Source organism: Helicobacter pylori, assembly GCF_006439795.1.
Taxonomy (GTDB): Bacteria; Campylobacterota; Campylobacteria; order Campylobacterales; family Helicobacteraceae; genus Helicobacter; species Helicobacter pylori_CR.
The window spans coordinates 1-26,787 of sequence record NZ_VEYL01000012.1; the positions used below are offsets into that span (position 1 = coordinate 1).

Below are 26,787 nucleotides of genomic sequence, written 5' to 3' on the forward strand. Positions count from 1 at the left end.
GAGGGTTAATTATGATGATTTGAGGGTTAATTATGATGATTTGAGGGTTAATTATGACCGGCTTTTACAAAACGCCTCGCCTTTATTAGAACTCTCTCAAAACACCACTTTTAAAATCTATCGCAAAGCTTATCAAAAATCCTTACCCTTGTTGCGCGCCATAAGGAGATGGATTAAAAAATTGGGTTTGTAAAATTGGGGGTAATCAAACCCCTTGCGCTATCATCGCAGACGCCACTTTTCTAAAACCAGCGATATTAGCCCCTAAAACAAAATTAGTAGGGTCTTTAAACTCTTTAGCGGTTTGAGAGACATTCTTATAAATCTCTTTCATGATGTGGTGTAATTTCGCATCCACCACTTCAAAACTCCAAGGGTGCATGCTCGCATTTTGCGCCATTTCCAAGCCGCTCACGCTCACCCCCCCAGCATTAGCCGCCTTGCCTATACCATAAGAAATTTTGGCCTGTAAAAACAATCCAATCGCTTCATTGCTTGAGGGCATGTTCGCCCCTTCAGCCACGCATTTACACCCGTTAGAAAGCAAAGTTTTAGCGTCTAAAACGCTCAATTCATTCTCAGTCGCGCTAGGAAAAGCCGCAAAACAAGGCACATGCCACACTGCATTCCCCCCTTTGGGGTAATTTTCTGTGGGCGTGTATTTCGTGCTCTTTTTTTCTAAAGCGTATTCTTTGATCCTCCCACGACGGATTTCTTTAATTTCTTTCAAAAGCTCTAAATCAATGCCGTCTTTATCATAAATCATGCCATTAGAATCGCTCGCCGTTACCGGTTTGGCTCCTATTTGAAGCAATTTTTCAATGGTGTAAATTGCGACATTACCGCTCCCAGAAACGCTGCAAACCTTACCCTCTAAAGAGCTGTTCCTTTCTTGTAACATTTCTTCAGCAAAATACACGCACCCATAGCCGGTAGCTTCTTTTCTGCACAAGCTCCCCCCATAAGTTAGCCCTTTACCGGTCAATACGCCCTCAAAACGATTGACTAATTTTTTATATTGCCCAAATAAATAGCCAATCTCTCTTTCGCCCACTCCAATATCCCCAGCTGGCACATCAGTCGTGGCTCCAATATGGCGGTATAATTCATTCATGAACGCCTGGCAAAAACGCATGATCTCATGCTCGCTCTTCCCTTTAGGGTCAAAATCGCTCCCCCCCTTAGCACCCCCCATAGCCAAAGTGGTGAGCGAATTTTTCAACACTTGCTCAAAGCCTAAAAACTTGATCACGCTTTCATTCACGCTAGGGTGGAATCTCAAACCCCCCTTATAAGGGCCAATAGCCGAATTGAATTCAACCCTACACCCCCGATTGACTTGAATCTGATGGTTATCATCTAGCCAACACACCCTAAAAAAAATCTCCCTTTCAGGCTCAATCAAACGCTCTAAAATGGCATGCTTTTCATAACTTTTATCGCTGTCTAAAAGGGGTTTTAAAGAAGTGATAGCCTCATAGACGGCTTGGTGGAACTCTTTTTGATAGGGGTATTTTTTCTGTAAAGATTGGAGGATTTTTTCAATATACATAAGCGGCATCCTTTATGATTTTAAGTGTTTTTATTGTAACACTAAAAGGGTAATTAAGTTTTAACTTTATCTTAAAAAACTTTTTAAAACGCCCACAAACCCTCTATCAAAGCCGCTCAAATCCTTGTAAAACTCTGCATCATAACCGCAAAATTCCAAGCATTCTTTCAAGCTTTTTAACTGGTCATGCCCCATTTCACAAACCAAAAAAGGGATCTTTAATCCAGCGGCTAAAAAAATGATTTCTTTTAAGATTTCATCGCCTTTAACCCCCCCAAAAAGGGCTTCGTGCGGTTCTTTGAGGACGGATTTTTCCAAAGGATAACCTCTAGCGATATAAGGCGGATTAGAGACAAGCATTTCTATCATGGGCATATGATCCCAAAGGTGCGTTTGTTTTAAAAAAATCCGCTCTTTTAGATTAAAGCGTTCAATGTTTTTTAACGCCACTTCTAAAGCTTTGGGTGAAATATCGCTCGCATAAATAGAGAGATTAGGGTTTTCTAAAGCTAAACTAACGGACACGCAAGCACTCCCTACGCCTATTTCGCCTACCTCTTTTAAATGGTATTGAGAAATAATATCAAGGGCTTTTTTGACTAAAATTTCCGTTTCAGGCCGTGGGATTAAAACATGCTCATTCACAAAAAAAGAACGCCCATAAAAATCACAGCTTTCCAATAAATACTCTATGGGGCAGTCATTCAAGCGTTTTTCTACCAGTTCAAAAAAGCGCGCCTCTTCTTCGTGGTTTAACTCTAAATAAGCATGCGTGTGCAAAAAAACCCTTTCTTTTTGCAAGACAAAGCCTAATAAAATTTCAGACTCTAATCCCCCCCTAAAACCTTTTGGCGATAATTCTTTTTTGGCTTTGTTTAGGGCTTGTGAAAGGGTCATTCAATTTCATAATCCAAAGCTTTCAAGCGCTCTAATAGGGGCGGGTGCGTGAAATGCAAGAAAACATAAAAAGGGTGCGAATGGGGGAACGCTTTATTTTCGCTCACAATGGACACTAACGCTTTGGCTAAAGTCTCTTTAGAGCTTAAACTCGCCCCAAACTTGTCCGCATTGTATTCATTCTTTCGGCTAAAAAACCCGATCAAAGGCATAGCGTAAAAGGAAAACACCGGCAAAAACAAGAGTAAAATCGCAATCAAACTCGCTGGCGTTTGCGAGACATTAAAGCCTTCAAAAACCAACGGTGGCAAATGAGCGATCAGAGCAAAAACAAGAGTGAGCAAGCCTCCCATAATCCCTAAACTTTTCAACAAATCCTTATTTTTAAAATGCCCTAATTCATGCCCTAAAATGGCTAAAAGCCCTTCTGTCCCAACTTTAGAGATCAGAGTGTCAAACAACACCACCCGCTTATTTTTACCCAAGCCCCCAAAATACGCATTCAAACGCCCATCCCTCTTGCTAGCGTCCATCACAAAGATACCTTCAGATTTAAAACCCACCTTATCCATCATGCCCTCAATTTGACTCTCCAAATCCCGGTTATTCAAAGGGGTGAATTGGTTGAAAAGTTGGGCGATTTTAGGGTAAAAAAGATTAGCTAATATCATAAAAACAAACACGACAAAAAACGAGCTAATCTCCCAATGTTCCACATGTTCAATGATTATAATGAGGGTGTAAATCAACAACAACCCCACGCTTAAAGTGAGCGATAACCCTTTGAAAAAATCCTTAAAAAACAACGACAAGCTCACCTTAGAAAAGCCAAATTCCTTATCCAAATGCATGGTGGTGTAGTAGCTAATGGGTAAAGCTAAAACGCTTTGAATCGCTAAAAACAACAAGGCAAACACCAAGTAACCTAGCGTTTCAGGAAGGTTTAAATAATGCGTGAGATCTTCTAAATGCGTCAAACCAAAAAAGACCCAACCAGCAAAGATGATCCCGTCTAAAATTTGAGAAATAATGGATAATTGCATTTTCCTAATGGCATAATTTCCCGCTTCTTCATAATCCTTTTGTGGGAGTAAAACAGGCTTCTCGCAGAGCTTTTGGCGGATAAATTTCAATTGCAAAATATCGCCTACAATGTAAGGAGTCGTAAAAAAGAGCAAATAAAAAATACAAATTATCATATCTATCCATATGTCAAGCATATTCCAAACTCCTTTCTCCATTAAATTTACCAATAAAAGTGTAGGAATTATAACAATTTTTCAAAAATTTACCATAAAATTAAATAAGTATGGTAGAAAAAAGAGGCTGTTTTTGAGCGTTTTTAATCCAGTCATAAAAAAGCTGTGTTATCCAACCCGCTATCAATAAAAAGGTCTGTCATGCCCTATTCTTTTAAAAAGCGTTTTTTAATCGTTTATACCCTTTCTACCTTACTTTTAGTGGGGGTTTTGTTAGCGTTATTTTTCTTTTATGCGAAAAATAACCTATTAGAAAACACCCAAATACGCATGCAATACACCGCTGATGCGATCGCTAAAAGCCTTTTAGAGTTGGATAATGCCTCTTCTTTAGAGCCTTTAAAAATCTTAGAAGAACGATTCAAAAACACCCCCTTTGTCTTATTAGATGCGGATAACAAAGTCAAGTTTTCTAATATCGGGGCGTTTGTGGCCTCTTTTAAAAATGACGCCTTAATTAAAACCCCTTATTTTGCGCTTAAAAAACAGGGCTTTTACCTCACAGACAGCGCCCCAACTAACCGCTTAGGGGTTTCTAAAATCATTATTGCAGAAGAAGAAATTCAAAAAAATTTTATCCCCCTTTATAAAATGATAGGCTATGTGTTTTTGGGCGCGAGTTTGTTTGTCGCACTAATAGCCATGTGGCTTTATAAAATCCAATAAAACGATGGATTTGTTTTTATTGAATAAGGAGCTAAAACGACTACTTCTCTACCAACACAGGCTTATTTTTAAAGCTTTTAGCCGCATTTTCAAGCTGTTTTAGGGCTTCTTCTTTCGTTTTATAAGGGCCAATAAAATAATGCGTGAGGGAGTCTTTTTTCTTTATTTGGTAGGGGAAAGTTTTGAGCGTTTGCAAAAAATCCTTACTGGGCGCGTTCAAAAAAGCCCCAATTTGCAAGTAATACCCTTTAGGGATATTCGCATCTTTTAAGCTGGGTTTTACTAAGCTTTTTTTATTCTCGTTCTTGGGTGGCTCTTTTATTAAAGGCTGGGATTGATTAATAGCGGTCTCTTGCTTATGGGCTTTCTTGATTTTTCTTTTCACCTTTTTGCTTTCTATATAAAAATCATATAAATCATGGATTCTTTGCTTCACATAAGCTTCATAGCAATTCCTATAAATCGGGCTATTTTCAATAGAAGCTTTAGGGCTTATTAGCATAACCAACGCCACGCATTCTTCATGGGCGACTTTGAGCCATTCTTCTTCGCTTTGCTCTAGGATTTCTTTGATTTTAGGGAACTCATACTGCGTGCCTTTTCCCATATTATCTAACATTTCTATAAGTTCTTCATGGACTTGATTGAGCCTTAATTGGATAGGGGGTAAATTTTTGAGCGTATTTTGAACGCTTTTAAGATCCGCTTTTTTGTCCTCTAAACCAACAGCGTTTCTTAAAAAGAGGAAAACCAACAACAGAGTCATTTTTAATATACTTTTTTGCATTCACCACTCCCATGTCAAGCTTTCTGTCTTGTTGCTTTATGGTAGTAAAAAATACCAAATACCACCATAAGAATGGTTTAAAACATGGGGTTTTAGTTACTTTATTTTATAGTAAAAGCCATTACCTTAAGGGGATAGGGGTATTTTGCGATAATTTAATAGCTTTGATATAATAACTTTCAAAAACCATGAAAGGCTTATGATGCAATCTTTAAGTTTGTTAAACCAATTGGGCGCTAAAATTGATGAATTGATTGAAAAAATCCAAAAACAAGAAGAAGAGTTGAACGCTTTACGCCAAGCAAACACCACCCTGAATGCGCAAAATGAAGAAAAAGACATTCAAATCGCTATTTTATACGATGAATTGAGCGCTAAAGATAAGGGCATTCAAGGTCTTTATGACAAAATCTCTGATTTATTGTCATAAACTATTAAAAACATGTCTTTAGAAAACGATAGCTTAGAAATCACTTATTTAGGCAAACGCTATAAAATCTCTCTCAATAACACCTTTAGCGATGAGATGAAACGCACCCTAAAGGAGCGTTTCCATAACCAAGAATTAAACGCCTTAGAGCTTTTAAAGGACTATTTGCATGAAAGTTGCCAGAACGAGTATTTGCACAATGAACTCAAAAAGCTTTTAGAAAAAATCTCATCATGTTCTATCACTTAATCGCTCCTTTAAAAAATAAAACCCCCCCTTTAACTTACTTTTCTAAAGAACGGCATAAAAAAGGAGCGTTAGTCAATATCCCTTTAAGGAATAAAACGCTTTTGGGCGTCGTTCTTGAAGAAGTTTCAAAACCCTCTTTTGAATGCCTAGAGCTAGAAAAAACCCCTTATTTTTTACTCCCTTTTCAAATGGAGCTCGCTATTTTTATCGCTCAATATTACTCGGCTAATCTTTCTTCAGTCTTAAGCCTTTTTGCCCCTTTTAAAGAATGCGATTTAGTGGGGTTAGAAAAAATTGAGCCTACTCTTAATGCGTTGAGCCAAACGCAAACCAACGCTTTAAAAGAATTGCAAAAACATCCAGCAAGCTTGCTCTTTGGCGATACGGGCAGTGGGAAAACCGAAATTTATATGCATTCAATCACTCAAATTTTAGAGCAAAAAAAAAGCGCTTTGTTGTTAGTGCCAGAAATCGCCCTCACCCCTCAAATGCAACAACGCCTTAAAAGGGTTTTTAAAGAAAATTTAGGCTTGTGGCATAGCAAACTCTCTCAAAATCAAAAAAAACAATTTTTAGAAAAGCTTTATTCGCAAGAAATCAAATTAGTGGTAGGCACACGAAGTGCGTTGTTTTTGCCCCTTAAGGAGTTAGGTTTAATCGTTGTAGATGAAGAGCATGACTTTTCTTATAAGTCTCATCAAAGCCCTATGTATAACGCTAGGGATTTATGCTTGTATTTATCCCATAAATTCCCTATTCAAGTGATCTTAGGCTCTGCTACGCCAAGTTTGAGTAGTTATAAACGCTTTAAAGATAAGGCTTTAGTGCGCTTAAAGGGGCGCTACACCCCCACGCAAAAAAACATTATTTTTGAAAAAACCGAGCGTTTTATCACGCCCAAACTCCTAGAAGCGCTGCAACAAGTGATAGACAAAAACGAGCAAGCCATTATTTTTGTGCCTACAAGGGCTAATTTCAAAACCTTGCTGTGCCAAAATTGCTATAAAAGCGTTCAATGCCCCTTTTGCAGCGTGAATATGAGCTTGCATTTAAAAACCAACAAACTCATGTGCCATTATTGCCATTTTTCAAGCCCTATCCCTAAAATTTGCAACGAGTGTCAAAGCGAAGTTTTAGTGGGTAAAAGGATAGGCACCATGCAAGTGTTGAACGAATTAGAAGGCCTTTTGAAAGGCGCTAAAATAGCAATTTTGGATAAAGATCACACTAGCACGCCAAAAAAACTCCACAATATTTTAAACGATTTCAACGCTCAAAAAACCAATATCTTAATCGGCACTCAAATGATAAGCAAAGGGCATGATTACGCTAAAGTGAGTTTAGCGGTTGTTTTAGGCATAGACAATATCATCAAATCTAATAGTTACAGGGCTTTAGAAGAAGGCGTGTCGTTACTTTATCAAATCGCTGGGAGGAGCGCTAGGCAAATTTCTGGCCAAGTGTTCATTCAAAGCACCGAAACCGATCTGTTAGAAAATTTCTTAGAAGATTATGAAGATTTTTTACAATACGAATTGCAAGAAAGGTGCGAACTCTACCCGCCTTTTTCAAGGCTGTGTTTGTTGGAGTTTAAGCATAAAAACGAAGAAAAAGCCCAACAATTGAGCCTAAAAGCCTCTCAAACCCTTTCTCTGTGTTTAGAAAAGGGCGTAACGCTCTCTAATTTCAAAGCCCCCATTGAAAAAATCGCCTCTTCTTACCGCTACCTGATTTTATTGCGTTCCAAAAACCCTTTAAGCCTAATCAAAAGCGTGCATGCGTTTTTAAAAACCGCCCCTAATATCCCTTGCAGCGTGAACATGGATCCTGTGGATATTTTTTAAAAACTTAAGTTTTATATATTATTTTAAAAAACTCAAGTTTTTCTAGCAACCAACAGCGTGAAATTCACCCATTTAAACACCGCTTCCACATGCTTAAACCCCACGCTTTCTAAAAGCGCGATATTTTCTTTCAAGCTATAAGGCACAAGCACATTTTCTAACGCTTCCCTTTTGAAAGCGATTTCATTGTGGCTGTAGCCTTGATTTTGTTTATAAAGGTAGTATAGCTCTATCATTTGCTTGTCTAATATCCGATCTTCGCTCATGATCTTTTCGCCCACCAATAAAACCCCATTCAACGCAAGGCTGTTATAAATCTTTTTGAGCAGCACCTCTCTTTGCATGGGGCGGACAAATTGCAGCACAAAAAGCAATGAAAACGCGCTCGCTTCTTTAAACTCAACCTCTAAAAAATCCATGCATTCAAAACGGGCATTTTTAAAATCTTTTAATTTTTCTTGCGCTTTTTTAAGCATGGGCATGGAATTGTCAATCCCTACAAGTTCAATATCTTGTTGGATTTGCCGGTTAAGCGCGATAAAAAAGTTTCCGGTAGAACAGCCTAAATCATAAATCAAGGGCTTAGGCAAGGGCTTAGGATAGATATTTTCTTTTAAATTTTGAGTGATAAAATACGCTCCCAAATCCAACATCTCATGGTAATAAGGAATGGAACGCTCCAGCATGTCGTCAAAAACATGGGCGACTTTCTCATCAAAACAAAAGCGTTTGTTTAGGGATTCATTAAACAGAGTGTCTTTCATTCAAAAAAGAAGCGTGGTTTAAAAACCTTTAAACCACTCTATGCAAAATAACGCTTAAGCTTTTTTATGCACCAACTCATTGATGTAATAATCCACTGAGCCTAAGCCTTCTTTTTTCGCCCATTCATAGCATTGAGAGACAAAATGCCAATTGATATGCCCATAGAATTTTTCCAAATACACAGGGCGCGCGTTTTTATGGTCAATGTAATAAGCATGCTCCCACACATCCACCACCAAAAGCGGCACTTTTTTATCCGTAACCGGGGTTTGTGCGTTGCTGGTTTGAATGATTTCAATTTTTTGAGTGTCTAAATTATACGCTGCCCAATTCCAACCAGAGCCAAACAAAGTAGTCGCACTCTTAATGAAGTCTTCTTTAAATTTTTCTAGTGAGCCAAAATCTTTTTCTAAAGCCCCTTTTAACTCATCGCTTAAAGCAGTCGCTTTTGGGCTTAGGCAATCCCAATAAAAATCGTGGTTGTAAATTTGAGCGGCGTTATTAAACACGCCTCCGCTAGACTTCGTCAAAATATCAAACAAAGAACTCTTCTCAAACTCCGTGCCTTTGATTAAGTTATTCAAATTATTCACATAAGTTTGATGGTGTTTCCCATGGTGGAAATCAAACGCCACAGGGCTTAAAAAATCTCCCATGCTGTCTTTAGCAAAAGGCAACTCTCGTAATGTAAACATGTTTTCTCCTTGTGATCAGATAGCCGTATTGTAATCATTTTTTAATACTTTTTGGTAAATCTTTTCTTAAAAATGGATCGTTATGCAAATTTTGTAGATTTTAAGGGGTTTTTTAAAATGAAAACGACTTTTTAAACAAATTCTTTCTAAATTTGTTAAAAGTTAATCTTAATGGGCTACTATTCTAACGCAATATAGCAATTCAATTAGAAAGGATTTAACCATGCAAAAAGTTACTTTTAAAGAAGAAACATACCAATTAGAAGGGAAAACCTTAAAAGTGGGCGATAAAGCTCCTGATGTGAAATTGGTCAATGGCGATTTGCAAGAAGTCAATTTGTTGAAGCAGGGCGTGCGTTTTCAAGTCGTTAGTGCGCTTCCTAGTTTAACCGGATCGGTTTGCTTGCTCCAAGCCAAACACTTCAATGAGCAAGCCGGCAAACTGCCTTCTGTGAGTTTTAGCGTTATTTCTATGGACTTGCCTTTTTCTCAAGGGCAAATTTGCGGCGCTGAAGGCATTAAGGACTTAAGAATCTTAAGCGATTTTAGGTATAAGGCTTTTGGGGAAAATTACGGCGTGCTGTTGGGCAAAGGCTCTTTGCAAGGCTTACTCGCTCGATCGGTGTTTGTTCTTGATGATAAGGGAGTGGTTATCTATAAAGAAATCGTTCAAAACATTTTAGAAGAGCCCAATTATGAAGCGCTTTTAAAAGTGTTGAAATAGGAAATCCTTAAAAGGAGGGGGCTACAATTTAGTGAATCTCAACGCAAAAAGCCCCACTTATTAAAAAGCGTTGGCAACAAAGACTAAAAAATAAGAAGTTCTTTTTAATCCGTTTAAAAAAGTTTCACGCTGTTTTTAAAAGAAAAGATTAAAAAAACTCTGTTGTCAATCAAACATTACCGCTTGATTAAAATCAAGCTTTTAATGGAATAAATCTTTCACAAAACCCATAAGGGTTTGATAGAAAAAGGTTTTTAGAAGTCTTTTTTTAAGATTTCTTCCACTCTTAAAATGGTTACGAGTCTGTCGTTTTGCTTCCCAATACCATAAGTTAAATTATTGTTATCGCTCAAAGTTTCTGGCACTGGGTCAATATCCGTTTGCTTGATGCGAATGGCTTCAGTTAAGCGATCAATGAAAAACCCAGCGATCTGATCGTTATGGCGCACCACCAGATAACGAGTGTCTTTGTTTTGCTTTTCAGCCTTCAAGCCAAACTTTAAACGCAAGCTAATCAACGGAAAGACATTACCCCTTAAATTGAACACGCCAAGCACATAGTTTGGGGTTTCAGGGACTCGTGTGTAACCAATGGGTTTGACGATTTCTAAAATATTCAAAATAGGAATGGCGTATTCTTCATCGCCAATAATAAAGCCAATGAATTGCAAAATTTCTTCATTGTCTTCTTGTTTAGAACCTGCATTAGCTTCTTTTTGTCTTTCAAATAAATCTTTTAATTGGTTGCTCACGATTGGTCTCCTTCTAATTTAATACTGCGCTTCACTACGGTGGTTAAATACTCACCGCTATAAGGTTTGGTGATGTATTCAGTCATGCCGGATTCAACGCCGCGCATCCTATCGGTTTTAGTTACCCGACTGGTTACTGCAATCAAAGGCAGGTTTTTGAATTTATTGTATTTACGCACTTCAGAAGCGAAAGTGTAGCCGTCCATCTTGGGCATTTCAATATCCACTAAAATAGCGTCCGGGGTTTTATCGCCATTTTTAAGCATTTCTAAGCCTTCTAACCCGTTAGTGGCTTCTAAAAGCGTGATGCCCAATGGTTTTAAACATTTGCGGATAATCGCTCTGTCCGTGCTGCTGTCATCAATCGCTAAGACAATATAATCGCTAGGAGAATTTTTGCTCTTCGTGTTTTCGGATTCGTTCATTAAGGTAGTGATATTGACCTTGATGCTTTTTGCCATATCCATCATCGCTCCCACATCTACAATAAGAGTGATTTTCCCATCGCCTCTCACCGTAGCGCCAGCAATGCCTCTAGTGTTTTTAAGGTAGTAACCTAAAGATTTGATGACCACTTCTTCTTGACCGATTAAATAATCCACGATTACGCCAATTTTTTGATCAGCCAAGCCAATGATGACCACATACACATCTGAGTTGGATTCCAAAATAGCATCCACTTTAAAAATATCAGAAAGGCGCACCAAAGAAAGCACCTCATCTCTCAAGCGCAACACGCTCTTGCCATCAACGGTGTAGATTTCATCTTGGCTGATGCGCACGGTTTCTAAAACCGAAGAAAGCGGGATAGCGTAATATTCTTCTTGAACGCCCACGAGTAAAGCTTGAATGATAGCTAGAGTGAGAGGGATTTTAAGCTTTTGGGTCGTGCCTACCCCCACTTCTGAATCGATTTCAATGATCCCATTGAGCTTTTCAATATTGGTTTTCACCACATCCATGCCCACGCCTCTGCCTGAAACATTGGAAACGACTTTTGCGGTAGAAAAGCCTGGCTTGAAAATGAGGTTAAACGCTTCCCTATCGCTCATGCTTTCAGCGTCTCTTTCGCTAATCACCCCTTTTTCAATCGCTTTTTCTTTAAGCATCACAGGGTCTAATCCCTTGCCATCATCAGAGATTTTAATCACAATGTGATTGCCCTCATTATACGCGCTCAATTGCACTTTACCGGTTTCAGGCTTGTTAAGCCTTCTTCTTTCTTCTAAAGGCTCAATCCCATGATCGCATGAGTTGCGGATAATATGGATGAGCGGATCGCCAATCTCTTCTACAATGGATTTGTCTAATTCGGTTTCTTCGCCCTCAATGATTAGTTCAATGCTCTTGCCTAATTCCCGGCTCAAATCCCTTACCATGCGAGGGAATTTATTGAACACCTTGCCCACTGGTTGCATCCGTGTTTTCATCACCGCAAGCTGTAAGTCTGTCGTTACCGCTGAAATAGAAGAGACTACCTGGTTTAATTCCTCTAAAAACTTTTCCCCATCATAGCGTTCTTCCACATCGCTATAAATCCTGATCAAGCGATTCTTCCCCAACACAAGTTCGCCGATTAGATTCATCAAGTGATCCAAGCGGCGCACATCTACCCTAACGGTTTGCTCCACGCCAATAGAGGGGGCTTTATTCTCTTCAGTATCTGCTTTAGCCTTAGCTTTAGTTTCTGTTTTAGGGGCTTTGGGGGTTTCTGTTTTAGGAGTTTCTTTTGCTAGGGCGACTTCTTGTTTAGGCTTGGCTTGATCTTCTTGCTTTTTTTGAGCTCTTCGTTCTTTATCGGCTTCTTGGCGTTTGTTAAGCAATCGTTCAATTTCCGCTTCCACTTCTTCAGCGCTCATGTTAGCGTAATCCAAATCCGGCTCATCGGCTAGCGGGTTATCGCTTGCGGAATTTTCTGCAGTAGGGGCTTTTGCCTTGTTCTCTTTATTTTCTTCTTTCGCTTTTTCTTTAATTTCTTCTTTCGCTTCTTCTTTTGGGGTTTCTTTAGCCCCTGAAGTTTCTTTAGTGCTCTCTAAATTTTGGCTCGTAATGGCTTGAAGCTTTTTGACTACTTCTTCAATCTCATTTTCCTTGCCGTTATTAGTATCCGATCCGGTGTCTCTAATCGTTACGAGTAAGGTTTTCATCAAATCAATGGAGCGCAACACGACATCCATAATATCAGGCGTGATCTTAATTTCGCCCTTTCTAGCGCGATTCAAGACATCTTCCATGTTGTGCGTGAGGTGCGTGAGAATGTTAAGATTCAAAAACGAGCTAGAGCCTTTAATGGTGTGGGCCACTCTAAAAATGCGATTGAGCAAGTCCAAATCTTCAGGGTTATGCTCTAATTCCACCAGATCCTGATCCAACTGCTCATTCATTTCAAAGGCTTCAATCAAGAAGTCTTCCATTATTTCTTGCAAATCATCCATTTTAAAACCCCTTTTTAGCGTTTGAGATAAGAGTATTTTACAATTTTATCAATAAAAATTACGCATTCTTGTCTAAAATCTTAGAAATTTCTTCGGTGAATTTCTCTGCGTCAAACTTGACTAAATACGCTACAGCCCCCATTTCTTTAGCCCTTTCAGCACTATAATTATCGCAAATAGAAGAATTAAAAATCACAGGAATATAAGCAAACCTGGGGTCTTCTTGGAGCTTGAATAAGAAATGATAGCCATCCATTTTAGGCATTTCAACATCTGAAATAATGAATTTCAAATGTTTTCTCAAATCATCCCCGTATTTTTTGAACAACATTTCTAATTTGTTCAACCCGTCTTCCCCATCCACAGCTTCCGTGATGCTAAAACCCAATTTACTCAAATGGTTTTTTAAGGTTTTTCTTGCGGTCTTGCTATCGTCTAAAAACAACACTTCGCCTTCAAAACGCTCTTTAGGGGTATCTTTAGCGTTTTTAGCGTCTTCATTAAGCTTTAAATCGTCTAAAATGCTTTCTAAATCCAAAATGAGTAGGGTTTTGTCGTTTTCAATGCGAGTCGTGCCGGTGATATTTTCCTTATTGATGCTATTAGATGCGCTAAAGGATGCAGGCTCCACATCTTTCCAGCTAATGCGCCTGATACGCCTAGCGGAATGGACTAAAAAGCCCATTTTAACGTTGTTAAATTCAGTGATAATGACGATTTTTTCGTTTTCCTTGCTTTTATCTGGGATAATCCCTATCCATTTAGCCAAGTCTATAAGCGGAATAATCGTGGATCGCAAATCAAACACGCCGATAATGTAATCCAAATTCGTGGGGTATTCAAAAAGGGTGGGCATGGGGATAATCTCTTGGACTTTAGCCACATTAATGCCATAAATCCCCTCATAAGGGACGCTCTCTTGCATGCCATAAATACGAAAATCCACGAGTTCTATCTCGCTTAGTTTTAAATCGTTAGCTGTTTTTTCTGCCATGATTTAGGCGTCCTTATTTTGAGATGGTTCTAAAACGCTTGATGATACCTTAAAAAGACTTTGTTCGTAATAAAAGGAAGGCAGTGGGCAATAAATAGGCACATTCAAGGGGATTTTTGTGCCGCTTTTGAGATGAAAATGCCCCTCTATAATGCCGTCAATGCTATCAAGGTTAAGATCTTTAATATAGTTTTGATAGGCTTTTAGGCGCTTTTCAATAAAGGCTTTTAATTCTTTTGGCTCTAATTCCCAAAGGCGGACGGGTTTTTGATAGATGCGTTTTTTCAAAAAAGGGTATAATGTTTTAAAACTTAATAAATTTAAAAAAGTTAAAAAAAATCTAGCCCAAGTGGAAGTGAGCTGCGTGATGTAAAATTCATACGCTTTAGTGATGAATAAATCCCCATGGGCTAGTAAAAAGCGTTTGTTATCATATTGGAATAATACGGGCTGGTTGTGGCGCTCAAAAACTACCACTTTGGAATCGAATACAAAACGCATGGAAAAATCATGGTTGCCTTCAAAATAAAAGACTTGTGAAATTTCGCTTAAAGCATTGATGAGATCAATGATTTTTTGCTGCTCTCTATCTAGGGGTAAATAGCCCACAAGAACATGGAAAATATCGCCCATGAAAAAGACTTGTGGGGGTTTAGCGCATAAAAATTCTTTAAGCGTATGGATTAAATGAGGGCTTTTGGGCAAAAAATGCGCATCAGAGATAAAAACAGCCCCACTTTTAAGCACATAAGTTTCTAGCATCTTACTCTTTGAACAAAAAAGAGCCAATCCTTAAAAGATTCGCCCCGCAAGCAATCGCTAATTCAAAATCACAACTCATGCCCATTGAAAGAACGCTCGCATTTTTTATTTGGTCAAAAAGCTTTTTGGTGGTGGTAAAGGATTTTTCAATTTTCTTTTCATCATCAGCATGAGCCCCTATACACATAAGCCCCTTAAGCTTGAGGCGTTTGCAAGTTTCACTGATTTGAGAATAAACTTCTAGCGCTTCTTCAGGCACCACCCCGCTTTTACTTTCCTCATACGCGCTATTAACCTGTAAAAGAGCGTTTAAATTGACGCCCAATATTTCGCAACGCTTTTCTATTTTCAAAGCGAGTTTTAAAGAGTCTAAAGAATGCAAAAGGGCGGGCTTTAAACTCAAAAGCGCATTGATTTTATTTTCTTGTAAAGAGCCTATCATGTGCCATTCAAGGGGTAAATGCTCTAAAGAATGCATTTTAGTTTTTAAATCTTGAACTTTATTTTCTCCAAAAGCCCTTTGAGAGCAGTTGTAGTAATGTTGGATAGCTTCTGGGGGAGCGTTTTTTGAAACAGCCACGATTTTGACAATATGATGCCTTGAATAGGCGGTGCGAGCCTTTTCTATTTTGGTGATGAGAGCATCAATTTTTTGGCGATAATCTAACATAATCCTTCTTTATGGCTATTCTTTATAGATCTTCTTTGTGCGTGCTGAAAGAATGCGTGAGATGGAATTTTTGATTTAAAGTTTCAAAATCTTTTAAAAGCCCTTTCTTTTTCAAATCCTCTATGACTTCCATGGAGCAATTGGTTTCGGTGGGCCATTCTCTAAAATGTTTATCCATAATGCCCTTATTGGTAGCGTCTATAAAAAAACAATGTTTAGAGATGAGGATATCACGCTTAGCGTCAATATTATTAACGATGCGCCATAACAGCATGTAAGGGTTGTTTAAATCGTTGCTGGTATGCTCTACAAAGATGACAATGCGTAAATGCTCTTCAAAACCGAGCAAGTTTTTAGCCAATTCAATGACGCTTTTATCTTTCTTTTCCACGCTGATCACGCAAATGGGGTTACGGGTGTGCGGGTAATATTGCTTCAAAAGAACGATATTTTGCATTTTATCTTGTAAAAGCGCTAATAAGGCGTTATCGTTTAAAAGCGTGGGGTGGGGGGTATTGCTTTTAGAAGTCGCATCAATACCGAGTTTCCCTCCCATAGCGTATTCAGGGCTTGCATGATCTAAGGCGTCGCATATGCCTTGAGAGATGAGTGCGTTTTCTTTAGAAAAATTTTCTAATATGTATTCAATGATAGCGTTGGCGTCTCTTAAATTAGGAGCGTCTTCATTGACAAAAATCGCATGTTTGACAAAACTCATCTGCCCCACACCCCAAAAAGCATGCATGACTTGTTTGGCATGAGCGTTATAGCGCGTGTGTATTTTGGCTAAAATCAAATTATGGAACACCCCGTTTTCTGGCATGTAATAATCTATCAAATTGGGGGCGTTCATTTGAAGCAAGGGCAAGAACAAGCGTTCAGTCAAATACCCCATGTATTTGTCTTCTAAAGGGGGCTTACCCACCACAGTGGCTAAGTAAATGGAATCTTTTTTATAGCTAATGGTTTTGACTTCTAAAACAGGATAAGGCTCAATAGGGGTATAATAGCCAGTGTGATCCCCAAAAGGCCCTTCAAGCTCTAGCTTTTCGCAATCCACAAACCCTTCTATCACAATATCGCAATCGCTTGGCACGCTTAAGGGGTTGCTCAAGCATGGCATCATGCGTGCTTTTTTTCCTCTCATAAACCCATAGAGCATGAGTTCATAAATCCCATAAGGTAAGGGGGCTGTTGCGCACCATGTGTAGAGCAAATCCCCACCAATAGCGATACTGACGGGCATTTTGACTTTAGCCTTAGCGTATTCGTGGAAAAAGAGTTGGGAGTCTTTATGGATTTGCCAGTGCAAGCCTAAATGGTTTTTATCATAAACTTGCAAGCGGTACATGCCTAAATTCTTTTTTTTATTGTCTAGGCTTTGGGTATAGACTTGCCCCATAGTGATAAAAGCCCCGCCATCTTTTTCCCAAGTTTTTAAAACGGGTAGATCCCACAAATTGACTTCTTTATCTTGCTTGATAATGAGATCTTTAGGGCGAGTGGTTTTTTTAGGGAAAATGTGTCTTAAATCCCATAAATCTTTTAAGACTTTCAAAATCTCAGTGAAATTTTTAGGAGCGTTAAAGTGCAAGAACGCTTGCATGCGTTGTTGTAAATCCTCTATAGGGGTTTTTAATAAAAGATCTAATCGTTTGAAAGAGCCAAAAGCGTTCATTAAAACCGGCATGCCAAAGGTTTTGATCTGGTTACGCTCTTTTCTTATGGGTTGCGTGAATAAAAGGGCTTTGCCCCCATTAGGCTTTTTCGCTTCTATATAGGCCAGATGAGCGATTTCTAAATCCACTTCAAGGGGGGTGTCAATGATCTCTAATTCATCATGTTTTTTTAAAAGCTTTAAAAAATCTCGCATCCAACTACCTTAAATAACCACATAATGAACGCTTAAGCATGCAGGAATGTTTTTAAGCTCTTCTAAAACTTCCAAAGAAACTTCTTCATCTACAATAATGAGCGCTAAAGCTTCTTTTTGCGTGTTGCGCCCCAAACGAAAATCAGCGATGTTAATGCCATGCCTAGCGAACGCATTCCCCACACTCCCAATAACGCCTGGAATATCTGTATTCCTAAATAGAAGCATTTTACCTTTTGGCTCTATATCAATATGAAACCCATCAATCTCAGTGAGTTTTAAAATATCTTCTTCAAACACCGTGCCGCTCACGCTGATTGCACCATTAGCCGCATTTAGGGTTAAAGAGAGCATGTTTTTATAGGGCGAAGCGCTTTCTTTAAGGCTAACCTTAATCTCAATGCCTCTTTCTTTGGCCACAAAGGGGGCGTTAATGTAATTGATTTTATCCCCTACAACGGGTTTTAACACCCCTACTAGTGTAAAAGCGACAAGGGCGTCTTTGAATTGGTTGATCTCCCCACAAAGACTGAGTTCAATTTTTTGGCACACGCCCTTATGGATTTGACTGGAAAAATAACCCAATTTTTGCGCTAAATTCAAGTAGGCTTTAACGCTTGCATCAAAAGCTTGCATGGGTAAATTCAGAGCATGCGGGTGGCTTGAACCCCTTAAAGATTCCATAACCCCTTGAGCGGCTTGTTTGGAAATTTCTTCTTGGGACTCTAAAGTGTTCGCGCCAATATGGGGGGTCGCATAAACATTGGGCAAGTCTAAAAGCTTGTTATGAATGCCAGGCTCTTTAGAAAAGACATCAATGCCAAGCCAACGCACTTTTTTGGTTTCTAAAGCTTCATAAAGAGCGTCTTCATTATAAAGCCCCCCTCTAGCGCAATTGATCAAAATAACCCCTTTTTTCATGCGTTCGATCTCTTTAGCGCCTATCATGTTAATGGTTTCTTTATTTTTAGGGGTGTGGATAGTGATCATATCGCACTGCAAAATGTCTTCAAAATTTTTTGTGTAAATGACCCCTAGATCAGTGGCTTTTGAAGAAGGGATATAAGGATCATAGGCTAAAACTTCCATTTCAAAGGCTTTAGCCCTAATGCCCACCCTAGAGCCAATATTCCCAAAACCAATGATGCCTAGCTTTTTATTTTTCAATTCCGTGCCATACCAATCTTCTCTTTTCCATAACCTTTGGTGTTTGATTTGATCGTTCGCGCAAGGGAACGAACGCACCGCATTGATCAAATGCGCCATGGTCAATTCCACGGCGGCAATCGTGTTAGCGGTAGGGATATTCATCACTACAATGCCTTTTTGAGAGCAGCTTTCTAAATCAATATTATCCACTCCCACGCCCGCTCTCACGATGGATTTTAAATTAGTTAAGGGTTTTAAAAAATCGCTTGTGATAGGGGTCATGCTACGCGTGATGAGCGCATCCATGGGAGTGAGTTTTTCTAAAAGCTCATTTTTGGGGCATTTGGAATAATCATGCAAGACAATGTCTTTTTGAGCTTCTAAAATTTGAATGCCTTTAGCATGGATGGGGTCGCAAATGGCTACTTGATACATTTTTATCCTTTGAATTTAAAAAACAGCATGATAGCGTATTTTATAATAGTCTAAATCAGCTAGCAAGCGTTCTTTTTTATTTTCATCTAAATAGATGATGAGGTTGGGTTGGTTTTTGGTGCTATCGTAAGCGTAATCAATTTGTTCTTTTTTAAGGATTTCTTTTAAACACCACCATTGATAGTCCTTTAAATCCTTAATGATAAGCTTTGAATACTCCCTTTTTTTTTCTTCAAAAGGGATTTCAAAATAATGTTCCACAACGGGGTAATTGATAGATTCTTGCGCATCAAGATTTTGAGAAAGGGCGTTATTGCGATCTTCTTCGTTATGAGAGGCTTTTTCATTATGAGAGGTTTCATCAGGGCTATTTTCTTCTAGGTTGATGTCATGGTTTTTTGCGTCTGTTTGAGAGTAGCTTTTATTTGTTTGAGAGATCGCATTTGTTTGAGAGATCGCATTTGTTTGAGAGATCGCATTTGTTTGAGAGATCGCATTTGTTTGAGAGATCGCATTTGTTTGAGAGATCGCATGAGAAGTAGCGGGCATTTCTTTTTTAACGCTTAAAAACAAATAGGCTAAAACGCCAAGAGCGACAGCTAGGGAAATAAAAGCAACAACACCCTTAAATCTCATGCCATTCTCATGCTTTTAAAATCACTCTTTAGAGTTTTTCTTTAAGAATATCCCCTAAAGTCATTTTATCATCGCTCGTGTTAAAAGCTTGCAATTCTTCTTTTTCTTTTTTGCGCTCTAACCTATGCACAGAAGCACGCACCTTGTTGTTAGATTTTTCAATCGCAACCACCACGCATGTGATTTCTTGGCCTATTTTGATTTCATCTTTTTTCAAGGGGTTCAAATCTTCATTTTTGATCAGCACATCAATGCCATCAGCATTAATGAAAACGCCAAAATCCTTAATACTCACCACTTTGCCTTGAATCACGCTGTCTGTTTTATGCTTTTGAGCGAATTCTTCTGTAGGGGAAGTCACCAAGTGCTTCGCACTCAAAGAAATCTTTTTATCTTTTTTGTTGATTTTAAGGATTTTCACTTTGATCACATCGCCAATTTTATAGTGGTCTTTACACTTTTTATCTTTATCCCAAAAAGCATCGTGATTGTGGAGCAAACCATCCACCCCACCCAGATTCAAAAACGCCCCAAAATCCGTTAAAGTCGCCACTTTGCCCTCTACAATATCCCCCACTTGGTGTTTGGATTCAAAAACATCAAAAGGCTTGTTAGTGAGTTGTTTTAAAGAAACCCTTAAGTGGCGGTTTTTAGGATCAATGTCAATGATCTTCACATCAATCTCTTGCCCCACGCTCAAGTAATGGCTAGGGTGGCTGACATTTTTATCCCAAGAGATTTCAGAAACATGCAAAAAGCCTTCAATATCATTACCAATATCCACAAACACCCCATAATGTTCAATGTTGCTCACCACCACCTTAATGGCGTATCCGGGTTTTAGTTTGTCTTGGATCTCTTCCCATGGGTCTTCTATAGTCGCTTTTATGGAGAGTGAAAGGCGTCTTTTTTCTGCATCATAAGCGATAGCTTTGACATAGACTTCATCGCCCTCTTTATAGTATTTTTCAGGGTTTACTGGTCCTTTATGACTGATTTCAGAATAATGAACCAAGCCCTCAATCCCCTTAGCTTCTACAAAAATGCCAAAAGGGGTGATCTGGCGCACAACCCCTAATACCGGCTCTGTAGCTTCTAACAATTCCTTAGAAACCTCAAGCTGCCGTTTGTCATTGACTTCAAAGAATCGTTTGCGAGAAATATTGATAGAATGGTTTTCTTTATCCACGCGAATGATGCACGCTTTAATGCGTTTGCCGATATGGTTTGCGTCATTCTTTAAAGAAGAGTGCGAGCGGGAGAGGAAATACTCCACGCCTTGAGACTCCACGATATAACCCCCTTTATTCTTGCCTACAATCTTGCCTTCAATAATGGCGTTTTCATAGTTTTCGCCTAATTCTTCAATTTTAGCTTGAATCTTTTGTTGGGAAATGGCTTTTTTGTAGGAAACGCTAGGGTGTTCACCTTTCTCGGACACATGCACAACAATGGGGTCATTTTTTTGATACAGCAACTGCCCCTTTTCATCGGTGATCTCACTCAAAGCCAAACGGCCTTCTGTCTTACCGCCCACGCTCACCATGGCATAACCATCATTCTCATTGATGGAAACGATTAGCCCTTGTTTGATAGTGCCTTTTTCTAGGGTTTCTTCTTTTTCTAATTCTTTTTTAAAGAGTTTTGCGAAGTTTTCCTCCTCGTCATTAAAGTTCTGATCATCTGCTATCTTGCTCATTGACTGCCTTACTATAAAATAAATATAAAATCCTTAAGGGCATTGTATCCTTTTTTGGCTTACAAAATCGTTTAAAAACTAACAATTAGCGGTTTTTTTAAAGAAAATTTTCAAAATGTGTTAAATCGTGCTGATTTTTTGCTTGACATTTTCTATAATCCAGTCCGGCGTGGAAGCCCCAGCGGTAATCCCGCACAATTTCTTATCCTTAAACCACGCTAACTCTAATTCGTTTTCATCTTCTACCAAGTAGCTGTCTTTGCAATGCTGTTTGGCGATGCTTAAGAGCTGTTTGGTGTTTGAAGAAGTTTTACCGCCCACGACTATCATAATATCCACTTCCTTACTCAAATCCAAAGCGGCTTTTTGGTTGTAGGAAGTAGCGTTACAAATCGTGTTAAAAATACGCACTTCAGTGCATCTTTCCACCAAATAAGAAGCGATTTGCAAGAGTTTGGGGGTTTGCTTGGTGGTTTGAGAGACTAAAGCCACTTTTCGTTGGAGCTTTTTTTCTTGCAATTCTTCTAACGAATTGATGACTAAAGCCTGGTTAGTGGCATAGCTGATCACGCCCTTGACTTCAGGGTGGTTAATATCCCCAAAAAGCACGATTTGATACCCTTCTTTACTCATGGATTCCACGATTTGCTGGGGTTTGATCACATACGGGCAAGTCGCATCAGTGATTTTGACCCCCTTATTTTTCAAATATTCTAAATCCTGCTTAGGAATGCCATGGGTTCTTATGATCACGCTCTTATTTTTAGGGATTTTTTTAGGGTCTTCTTCAATTTTCACGTTGAAGTTTTTTTCCAAACGATTGATTTCTTTAGCGTTATGAATGAGCGAGCCAAAAATCAAGCTGTTTTGATTTTTTTCAGCGATTTGTATCGCTCTTTTGACGCCAAAGCAAAAACCATAATCCTTAGCCATTTTAATTTCCATTAAGACTCCCTTTTTTGAATTGATTGAGTAAGCGTTTGAATTGCGGGAAAGAAATGTTTGCGCATTCTAAATTATCAATTTCTAAAGGCAACGCTAAAGTTAAAACAGCAAAACTCATCGCAATCCTGTGATCATTAAAGCTTTGGATAAGGGGGGGTTTTTTTTGAAAAAAGCGCTGCTTTAATGGGCTTATATCTTCTAATCCCTCTATGTAAAACCCGTCTTCAAACTCTTCGCACTCAATCCCTAAAGCCTTGAGATTAGAAATAACCGCTTTAATCCTATCGCTTTCTTTAGATCGTAAATCTTTAGCATTTTTAACCATGCTTTTGCCTTTTGCAAAAAGCATAGCGATACTCAAAGCGGGGATTTCATCAATAAGACTAGCGATATTTTGATCAATACTGATCGCTTTTAAAGGGGCATGCTCTATGTAAATATCGCCAATGATTTCTAAATCTTTGGACTGAATCGCATACTCTATGGAAGCGCCCATTTTTTTCAACGCTTCAAAAGCTTCTATGCGAGTGGGGTTGAGCAAGACATTTTTTAAAAGAAGGCGGCTTTTTGGCGTAATCGCGCAAGCGAGGGCGAAAAAAAACGCGCTAGACGGATCGTTGGCTATCTTAAAATCAAAAGCTTCTAGGGGTTTTTCTAGGGGTGAAATCATTAAAACGCCGTCTTGATTTTGAATATCAGCTCCCAAACTTTTAAGCATGATTTCTGTGTGGTTACGGCTAAGCTCATTTTCTTTATAGGTGCTTGAGCCTTGAGCTTGTAGGGCGCTTAAAATAAAAGCGCTTTTGACTTGAGCTGAAGCGATAGGGCTTTCATAATTACAAGCTTTTAAAGGACTCCCTAAGATCACTAAGGGGGCGAAATGGTTATCCTCTCTCCCTAAAATCTTTGCCCCAAAAGCCTTCAAAGGTTCAATGATTCTTTTCATGGGGCGTGAGTTTAGGGAATTATCCCCGCTTAAAACAAAAAGGCCTTTTTGAGCGCTTAAAAGCCCGCTGTATAAACGCATACTGGTGCCAGAATTGTTGCAATTTAAGATCTTGTTAGGCTCTTTTAAAGTTGTTGGGGGCGTGATTTTAAAAGAATTTTTGGCGGTATTTTCCACTTTAGCCCCTAAATTTTGAGCGATTTCTAAAGAGCTTAAACAATCTTCTCCCATTAAAAAATTCCGCACAAAACAAGGCTTTTGAGCGAGCAAGCTAAAAATAACGGCTCTGTGCGAGAGCGATTTATCGCTAGCGTTAATGTCAAGCTCTATCACATATCATCCTTTAAGGCGGGCGTTAAATTCTTTTTCTAAAATTTCAAGCGCTTTTTGCACGGCTGAATTGACCTCTTCATCGTTCAGGGTTTTTTCTAAAGAATGGATCACACAACGCACGCTTAAGGCTATGGCATTATCGCTTTCTTTAAAAATATCAAGGGGTAGAATCCCGCTTAAATTAGGGATTTGAGCGTCTTTTAGGGCTTTTTTAATCTTGCTAAAAGCGGTATTCTCATCAATGATGAGAGTCAAATCCCTCACACTGCTAGGGTAAATGCTAAAGGGTTTTAACAGCATGGCAGGGCGTTTGAGTTTGGAAGCGTCTATCTCAGCGTAATAGCTTTCAAACAAATCTAATTCCTGGATCACTTTGGGGTGGATTTTAGCGATTACGCCTATGATTTCATTGTTTTGAATGATTTTAGCGCTCTGGTAGGGGTGGTTAATGGGGATCTGAGTGGTTAGTTTTTTCAAGCTGAAATCCCCTATAACTTTTGAAACGCATTCAGCGAAAGAATAAAAATCCCACGCCTTGCCCTTAGCGTCAGGGTAGCTTTCTTTTTTTTGTAAGCCGCTTACTAAAAAGCCTAGTTTTTGGGTTTCTTCTCTTTTAGAGTTATACACGCTCCCCTTTTCATAAAGGGCGATGCTTTTAAACCCTAAATTTTTATTCCTTAAACTGGCGTCTAAAAGCCCGCAAACAAGGCTCGTCCTCAGGGTATTTAACTCCGTTGTGATAGGGTTTTGCAATTCTAGGGGATCTTCTAAAACTTCAAAGCCTAGTTTTTGCTGTTTTTCTTTAGAATAAAACACATAATGAATGACTTCTTTAAAACCGCAAGCGAGAGCCTTGTGTTTAAGGTTTTCAAAAAAGCGGTGCGTGTCATAATGAGGGTTTGAATTTTTACTGCTGACACAATGAAGAGGCTTTGAGACTAGATTATCAATCCCTACAAAGCGCAAAATTTCTTCAGCAATATCTTGGATCGTTTGAATGTCATGCCTGAAATTTGGCACCACAACCTCTAAAATTTGGGGTTTTGAGTTTGGCTCTTTTATGCTAACTTTAAAGCCTAAACTTTTTAAAATGCCTTGAATTTTTTCTTTTTCTACAGCAAGCCCCAAAATTTCGGTAATGTCTTCAAGCTGGAATGTAAGGGCGTAATCTTTTAAAGAATGCTCGGTTTGTTTGCTTTCTAAAATCGCCGCTTTCAAATGAGCGCTTAAAAAATTCAAGCCGTCTGATAAATTAGGGTTGCTCCCCCTAGCGCTCCTATAAATAAGGGCGTTGTCTTTTTGAAGCGTTTTATCTTTTAGGGCGTGTAATTTTAAAGACAGGCTTATCGGATCAATATAGCTCGCTTCTAAAAGCAAATGCTCGCTCAAATCTTTTTGATCTTGATGTTTTATAGCGATAGTGGAGCGTTTTTGATGGTTGATATAAACGCTTTCAAGGTTGTTTTCATCGTTTTTCACGCTCAAATCCATAGGGGTTTTATTCAGGCTATAAGCGTTCATTATTACCCCACTAAAATGCATGCCAAATTCTATGAAATTCTTTAATTCGTTCTCGCTTAAGGCATTATTATGAGCGAGCGAAAGTTTGATATTTAAGGGGGTTTTTAAAGAATGATTGCAAACCAAATAATAAGCCAAATGCGACTCAATATTTTCACCCACACTAAGCGTGATCAAACCGCTTTTTGGCGTAAAATTTAAAGCCTTAATAGGTTTTAGGGGCGTGTGATAAAACGCGCTAATTTCTCTGGCAACGCCTAAAACGCTTAAGCAATCCCCACGATTGGGGGTCAATGAAATTTCTAAAACATGCGTGTTGAAAGGGGCGTATTCGTTTAATTCTTTCCCTAAAACCAACTCCCCAACGCTCTCATCTAATTCCAAGATGCCATCATTGATTTTAGGGAAGCCTAATTCGCTGCTAGAGCAAATCATACCACAGCTTTCAACCCCCCTAAGCTCCGTTTTAGCGATGGTGGTTGAGCCGATTAGTGCCCCATTTAAAGCGACTGGCACGAATTGGTTTGGCGCGACATTTTTAGCCCCACACACGATTTGTAACACTTCCTTGCCAATATCCACTTGACACACGCTGAGTTTTTCAGCGTTTTTATGGGGGGCTTTTTCTAAAATTTTACCCACAACCACATTTTTAGGAGCGACACAAGGGATACAGCTCTCCACTTCTAAACCTAAGCGGCTCAAATCCTCACAGAGTTTGGTTATATCTTTAGGCGCATCTACAAAAACGCTCAAATCATTGACACTCAGTTTCATTAAAAGCCCTCCAACACTCTCAAATCAGTTTCAAAAAAACTGCGTAAATCATTGATCTGGCAAGTCAGCATGGCCAATCTTTCAATCCCCATGCCAAAAGCAAACCCGCTCACATTCTCATACCCTATGGCTTCAAACACCGCATTATTGACCATGCCACAGCCTAACACTTCTAGCCAGCCTGTGTGCGAGCAAACCCTGCAGCCTTCTTGCTTGCAAAACACGCAACTAATATCCACTTCAGCACTTGGCTCTGTGAAAGGGAAAAAGCTAGAACGCCACCTTAATTTCACGCCGCCAAAGAAATAATGCAAAAAGTCTTCGATCACGCCCTTTAAGTGCGTGAAACGGATATTCCCTTTTTGATCCACGACAAGCCCTTCAATTTGGTGGAACATGGGCGTGTGGGTCAAGTCATAATCGCGCCTAAAGGTTTCGCCTAGACAAATCATCTTAATGGGTGGGGTTTGTTCTTGCATGGTGTGGATTTGAACGGGCGAAGTGTGGGTCCTTAAAAGCTTGTGATCTTTAAAATAAAAAGTGTCTTGCATGTCTCTTGCAGGATGGTAAGGGGGCAAGTTTAAAGCGCTAAAATTATGGAAATCATCTTCCACCAAAGAGCCGATTTCAAGCTTGTATCCTAATGGGGTAAAAAATTCAATGATTTTATTTTTAGTGTGATTTAAAGGGTGAGAAAAGCTTGTTTTAATAGCGTTAAACAAACTCACATCAATTTTTTCTTTTTTCAAGCGTTCTTCTAATTCAAGCTCTAAAACAGCCTTTTTTTTCCATTCAAAGGCCTTTTCAAACGCTTGTTTATAATGGTGGATTTCTTTGGCAAAGGCGTTTTTTTCTTCGCCGTTCAGGTTTTTGAGTTGGTTGAATTTATCCGCAAAAACCCCTTTTTTACCCAAAGCGTTCAAGCGCACTTCTTCTAACTCTTTGCTATTAGTAACCTTTTCTAATCGCTCTATTAAGGTGTGCAATAACGA

The 26,787-nt window shown here is 39.0% G+C and carries 25 protein-coding genes; 6 read left to right on the top strand and 19 right to left on the bottom strand.

Going from position 1 to position 26,787, the window contains the following annotated elements; genetic code table 11:
* On the top strand, positions 1-193 hold a 193-nt coding region (locus FIM66_RS05720; RefSeq protein ID WP_140600189.1), incomplete at its 5' end, for a fucosyltransferase.
* Between the two features lie 12 nt (positions 194-205).
* Here FIM66_RS05720 and gdhA read toward each other — a convergent pair.
* The 3 genes from gdhA to FIM66_RS05735 all read right to left on the bottom strand — a co-directional run bounded on the left by gdhA (position 206) and on the right by FIM66_RS05735 (position 3,669).
* Positions 206-1,552 carry an NADP-specific glutamate dehydrogenase gene (gene gdhA, locus FIM66_RS05725; RefSeq protein WP_140600190.1) on the bottom strand — a complete coding sequence of 449 codons (1,347 nt, stop codon included), beginning with the start codon at positions 1,550-1,552 and terminating at the stop codon, positions 206-208.
* A 66-nt stretch (positions 1,553-1,618) separates the two neighbouring features.
* On the bottom strand, positions 1,619-2,449 hold the full coding sequence (locus tag FIM66_RS05730) for a peptide chain release factor N(5)-glutamine methyltransferase (protein ID WP_140600191.1): 831 nt from the start codon (positions 2,447-2,449) through the stop codon (positions 1,619-1,621).
* Positions 2,446-3,669 (bottom strand): M48 family metallopeptidase, encoded by a 1,224-nt coding sequence (locus tag FIM66_RS05735; protein ID WP_140600192.1) that lies wholly within the window; start codon positions 3,667-3,669, stop codon positions 2,446-2,448. The genes FIM66_RS05730 and FIM66_RS05735 overlap by 4 nt, the downstream gene beginning before the upstream one ends.
* Before the next feature lie 180 nt (positions 3,670-3,849).
* Between FIM66_RS05735 and FIM66_RS05740 the strand changes: the two genes are divergently transcribed.
* The gene (locus FIM66_RS05740) at positions 3,850-4,374 is read left to right on the top strand and encodes a hypothetical protein (protein WP_120826977.1); all 525 of its coding nucleotides are present in this window, start codon (positions 3,850-3,852) and stop codon (positions 4,372-4,374) included.
* A gap of 40 nt (positions 4,375-4,414) precedes the next feature.
* Here the strand turns inward: FIM66_RS05740 and FIM66_RS05745 are convergent, their stop codons facing one another.
* Positions 4,415-5,161: an SPOR domain-containing protein gene (locus FIM66_RS05745; RefSeq protein WP_140600193.1), complete on the bottom strand. Its 747-nt coding sequence runs from the start codon at positions 5,159-5,161 to the stop codon at positions 4,415-4,417.
* Positions 5,162-5,363: 202 nt separating this feature from the next.
* On the opposite strand from FIM66_RS05745, the gene zapB reads away from it, so the two are divergent.
* Genes zapB through FIM66_RS05760 form a run of 3 tightly spaced genes read left to right on the top strand, consistent with a single transcriptional unit; the run spans position 5,364 to position 7,684 of the window.
* Complete coding sequence (gene zapB / locus FIM66_RS05750) at positions 5,364-5,591, top strand: cell division protein ZapB (protein WP_001191194.1); 228 nt, start codon at positions 5,364-5,366, stop codon at positions 5,589-5,591.
* A gap of 12 nt (positions 5,592-5,603) precedes the next feature.
* Positions 5,604-5,840, top strand: a complete 237-nt coding sequence (locus tag FIM66_RS05755; protein ID WP_000051171.1) for a hypothetical protein — start codon at positions 5,604-5,606, stop codon at positions 5,838-5,840.
* The gene (locus FIM66_RS05760) at positions 5,825-7,684 is read left to right on the top strand and encodes a primosomal protein N' (protein ID WP_140600194.1); all 1,860 of its coding nucleotides are present in this window, start codon (positions 5,825-5,827) and stop codon (positions 7,682-7,684) included. Before FIM66_RS05755 ends, FIM66_RS05760 begins: the two co-directional genes overlap by 16 nt.
* Positions 7,685-7,716: 32 nt before the next feature.
* On the opposite strand, the gene cmoA is transcribed toward FIM66_RS05760, so the two are convergent.
* Positions 7,717-8,448, bottom strand: a complete 732-nt coding sequence (cmoA, locus tag FIM66_RS05765) for a carboxy-S-adenosyl-L-methionine synthase CmoA (protein WP_140600195.1) — start codon at positions 8,446-8,448, stop codon at positions 7,717-7,719.
* Positions 8,449-8,502: 54 nt separating this feature from the next.
* Positions 8,503-9,144: a superoxide dismutase [Fe] gene (gene sodB / locus FIM66_RS05770; RefSeq protein ID WP_052936493.1), complete on the bottom strand. Its 642-nt coding sequence runs from the start codon at positions 9,142-9,144 to the stop codon at positions 8,503-8,505.
* 223 nt (positions 9,145-9,367) lie between these two features.
* Between sodB and tpx the strand changes: the two genes are divergently transcribed.
* Entirely contained in the window at positions 9,368-9,868 is a 501-nt protein-coding gene (gene tpx, locus FIM66_RS05775; protein ID WP_001174694.1) for a thiol peroxidase, read from the top strand.
* A 254-nt stretch (positions 9,869-10,122) separates the two neighbouring features.
* Here tpx and cheW read toward each other — a convergent pair whose 3' ends face one another.
* From cheW to pheS, 13 genes are all read right to left on the bottom strand, one after another.
* Entirely contained in the window at positions 10,123-10,620 is a 498-nt protein-coding gene (gene cheW / locus FIM66_RS05780) for a chemotaxis protein CheW (protein WP_000070759.1), read from the bottom strand.
* Complete coding sequence (gene cheAY2 / locus FIM66_RS05785; RefSeq protein ID WP_140600196.1) at positions 10,617-13,055, bottom strand: chemotaxis histidine kinase/response regulator CheAY2; 2,439 nt, start codon at positions 13,053-13,055, stop codon at positions 10,617-10,619. Before cheAY2 ends, cheW begins: the two co-directional genes overlap by 4 nt.
* A 58-nt stretch (positions 13,056-13,113) precedes the next feature.
* A complete protein-coding gene (gene cheV3, locus FIM66_RS05790) occupies positions 13,114-14,049 on the bottom strand; it encodes a chemotaxis protein CheV3 (protein ID WP_140478964.1) in 936 nt (311 codons plus the stop codon).
* A gap of 3 nt (positions 14,050-14,052) precedes the next feature.
* The gene (locus tag FIM66_RS05795; RefSeq protein ID WP_140600197.1) at positions 14,053-14,811 is read right to left on the bottom strand and encodes a UDP-2,3-diacylglucosamine diphosphatase; all 759 of its coding nucleotides are present in this window, start codon (positions 14,809-14,811) and stop codon (positions 14,053-14,055) included.
* A 1-nt stretch (position 14,812) separates the two neighbouring features.
* Positions 14,813-15,481 carry a YggS family pyridoxal phosphate-dependent enzyme gene (locus tag FIM66_RS05800; RefSeq protein WP_140600198.1) on the bottom strand — a complete coding sequence of 223 codons (669 nt, stop codon included), beginning with the start codon at positions 15,479-15,481 and terminating at the stop codon, positions 14,813-14,815.
* Positions 15,482-15,503: 22 nt separating this feature from the next.
* Positions 15,504-17,354 carry a menaquinone biosynthesis decarboxylase gene (locus FIM66_RS05805; protein ID WP_140600199.1) on the bottom strand — a complete coding sequence of 617 codons (1,851 nt, stop codon included), beginning with the start codon at positions 17,352-17,354 and terminating at the stop codon, positions 15,504-15,506.
* A gap of 9 nt (positions 17,355-17,363) precedes the next feature.
* A complete protein-coding gene (serA, locus tag FIM66_RS05810; protein ID WP_140600200.1) occupies positions 17,364-18,938 on the bottom strand; it encodes a phosphoglycerate dehydrogenase in 1,575 nt (524 codons plus the stop codon).
* A 15-nt stretch (positions 18,939-18,953) separates the two neighbouring features.
* Positions 18,954-19,574, bottom strand: coding sequence for a hypothetical protein (locus FIM66_RS05815; protein WP_140600201.1), 621 nt, complete (start codon positions 19,572-19,574; stop codon positions 18,954-18,956).
* A gap of 28 nt (positions 19,575-19,602) precedes the next feature.
* Positions 19,603-21,273: a 30S ribosomal protein S1 gene (locus FIM66_RS05820; protein WP_140600202.1), complete on the bottom strand. Its 1,671-nt coding sequence runs from the start codon at positions 21,271-21,273 to the stop codon at positions 19,603-19,605.
* A 120-nt stretch (positions 21,274-21,393) separates the two neighbouring features.
* The gene (locus FIM66_RS05825) at positions 21,394-22,218 is read right to left on the bottom strand and encodes a 4-hydroxy-3-methylbut-2-enyl diphosphate reductase (protein ID WP_000403562.1); all 825 of its coding nucleotides are present in this window, start codon (positions 22,216-22,218) and stop codon (positions 21,394-21,396) included.
* A complete protein-coding gene (gene aroA, locus FIM66_RS05830; RefSeq protein ID WP_140600203.1) occupies positions 22,208-23,497 on the bottom strand; it encodes a 3-phosphoshikimate 1-carboxyvinyltransferase in 1,290 nt (429 codons plus the stop codon). Before aroA ends, FIM66_RS05825 begins: the two co-directional genes overlap by 11 nt.
* Before the next feature lie 3 nt (positions 23,498-23,500).
* Positions 23,501-25,795, bottom strand: coding sequence for a phenylalanine--tRNA ligase subunit beta (gene pheT / locus FIM66_RS05835; protein ID WP_140600204.1), 2,295 nt, complete (start codon positions 25,793-25,795; stop codon positions 23,501-23,503).
* Complete coding sequence (pheS, locus tag FIM66_RS05840) at positions 25,795-26,781, bottom strand: phenylalanine--tRNA ligase subunit alpha (RefSeq protein ID WP_120919128.1); 987 nt, start codon at positions 26,779-26,781, stop codon at positions 25,795-25,797. Before pheS ends, pheT begins: the two co-directional genes overlap by 1 nt.
* Positions 26,782-26,787 lie beyond the last annotated feature (6 nt).

What these genes read in the sequence shown, in the direction of transcription:
- gdhA (WP_140600190.1), bottom strand. Translation starts at nt 1,552, where the DNA reads ATGTATATTGAAAAAATCCTCCAATCTTTACAGAAAAAATACCCCTAT.
- FIM66_RS05730 (WP_140600191.1), bottom strand. Translation starts at nt 2,449, where the DNA reads ATGACCCTTTCACAAGCCCTAAACAAAGCCAAAAAAGAATTATCGCCA.
- FIM66_RS05735 (WP_140600192.1), bottom strand. Translation starts at nt 3,669, where the DNA reads ATGCTTGACATATGGATAGATATGATAATTTGTATTTTTTATTTGCTC.
- FIM66_RS05740 (WP_120826977.1), top strand. Translation starts at nt 3,850, where the DNA reads ATGCCCTATTCTTTTAAAAAGCGTTTTTTAATCGTTTATACCCTTTCT.
- FIM66_RS05745 (WP_140600193.1), bottom strand. Translation starts at nt 5,161, where the DNA reads ATGCAAAAAAGTATATTAAAAATGACTCTGTTGTTGGTTTTCCTCTTT.
- zapB (WP_001191194.1), top strand. Translation starts at nt 5,364, where the DNA reads ATGCAATCTTTAAGTTTGTTAAACCAATTGGGCGCTAAAATTGATGAA.
- FIM66_RS05755 (WP_000051171.1), top strand. Translation starts at nt 5,604, where the DNA reads ATGTCTTTAGAAAACGATAGCTTAGAAATCACTTATTTAGGCAAACGC.
- FIM66_RS05760 (WP_140600194.1), top strand. Translation starts at nt 5,825, where the DNA reads ATGTTCTATCACTTAATCGCTCCTTTAAAAAATAAAACCCCCCCTTTA.
- cmoA (WP_140600195.1), bottom strand. Translation starts at nt 8,448, where the DNA reads ATGAAAGACACTCTGTTTAATGAATCCCTAAACAAACGCTTTTGTTTT.
- sodB (WP_052936493.1), bottom strand. Translation starts at nt 9,144, where the DNA reads ATGTTTACATTACGAGAGTTGCCTTTTGCTAAAGACAGCATGGGAGAT.
- tpx (WP_001174694.1), top strand. Translation starts at nt 9,368, where the DNA reads ATGCAAAAAGTTACTTTTAAAGAAGAAACATACCAATTAGAAGGGAAA.
- cheAY2 (WP_140600196.1), bottom strand. Translation starts at nt 13,055, where the DNA reads ATGGATGATTTGCAAGAAATAATGGAAGACTTCTTGATTGAAGCCTTT.
- cheV3 (WP_140478964.1), bottom strand. Translation starts at nt 14,049, where the DNA reads ATGGCAGAAAAAACAGCTAACGATTTAAAACTAAGCGAGATAGAACTC.
- FIM66_RS05795 (WP_140600197.1), bottom strand. Translation starts at nt 14,811, where the DNA reads ATGCTAGAAACTTATGTGCTTAAAAGTGGGGCTGTTTTTATCTCTGAT.
- FIM66_RS05800 (WP_140600198.1), bottom strand. Translation starts at nt 15,481, where the DNA reads ATGTTAGATTATCGCCAAAAAATTGATGCTCTCATCACCAAAATAGAA.
- FIM66_RS05805 (WP_140600199.1), bottom strand. Translation starts at nt 17,354, where the DNA reads ATGCGAGATTTTTTAAAGCTTTTAAAAAAACATGATGAATTAGAGATC.
- serA (WP_140600200.1), bottom strand. Translation starts at nt 18,938, where the DNA reads ATGTATCAAGTAGCCATTTGCGACCCCATCCATGCTAAAGGCATTCAA.
- FIM66_RS05815 (WP_140600201.1), bottom strand. Translation starts at nt 19,574, where the DNA reads ATGAGATTTAAGGGTGTTGTTGCTTTTATTTCCCTAGCTGTCGCTCTT.
- FIM66_RS05820 (WP_140600202.1), bottom strand. Translation starts at nt 21,273, where the DNA reads ATGAGCAAGATAGCAGATGATCAGAACTTTAATGACGAGGAGGAAAAC.
- FIM66_RS05825 (WP_000403562.1), bottom strand. Translation starts at nt 22,218, where the DNA reads ATGGAAATTAAAATGGCTAAGGATTATGGTTTTTGCTTTGGCGTCAAA.
- pheT (WP_140600204.1), bottom strand. Translation starts at nt 25,795, where the DNA reads ATGAAACTGAGTGTCAATGATTTGAGCGTTTTTGTAGATGCGCCTAAA.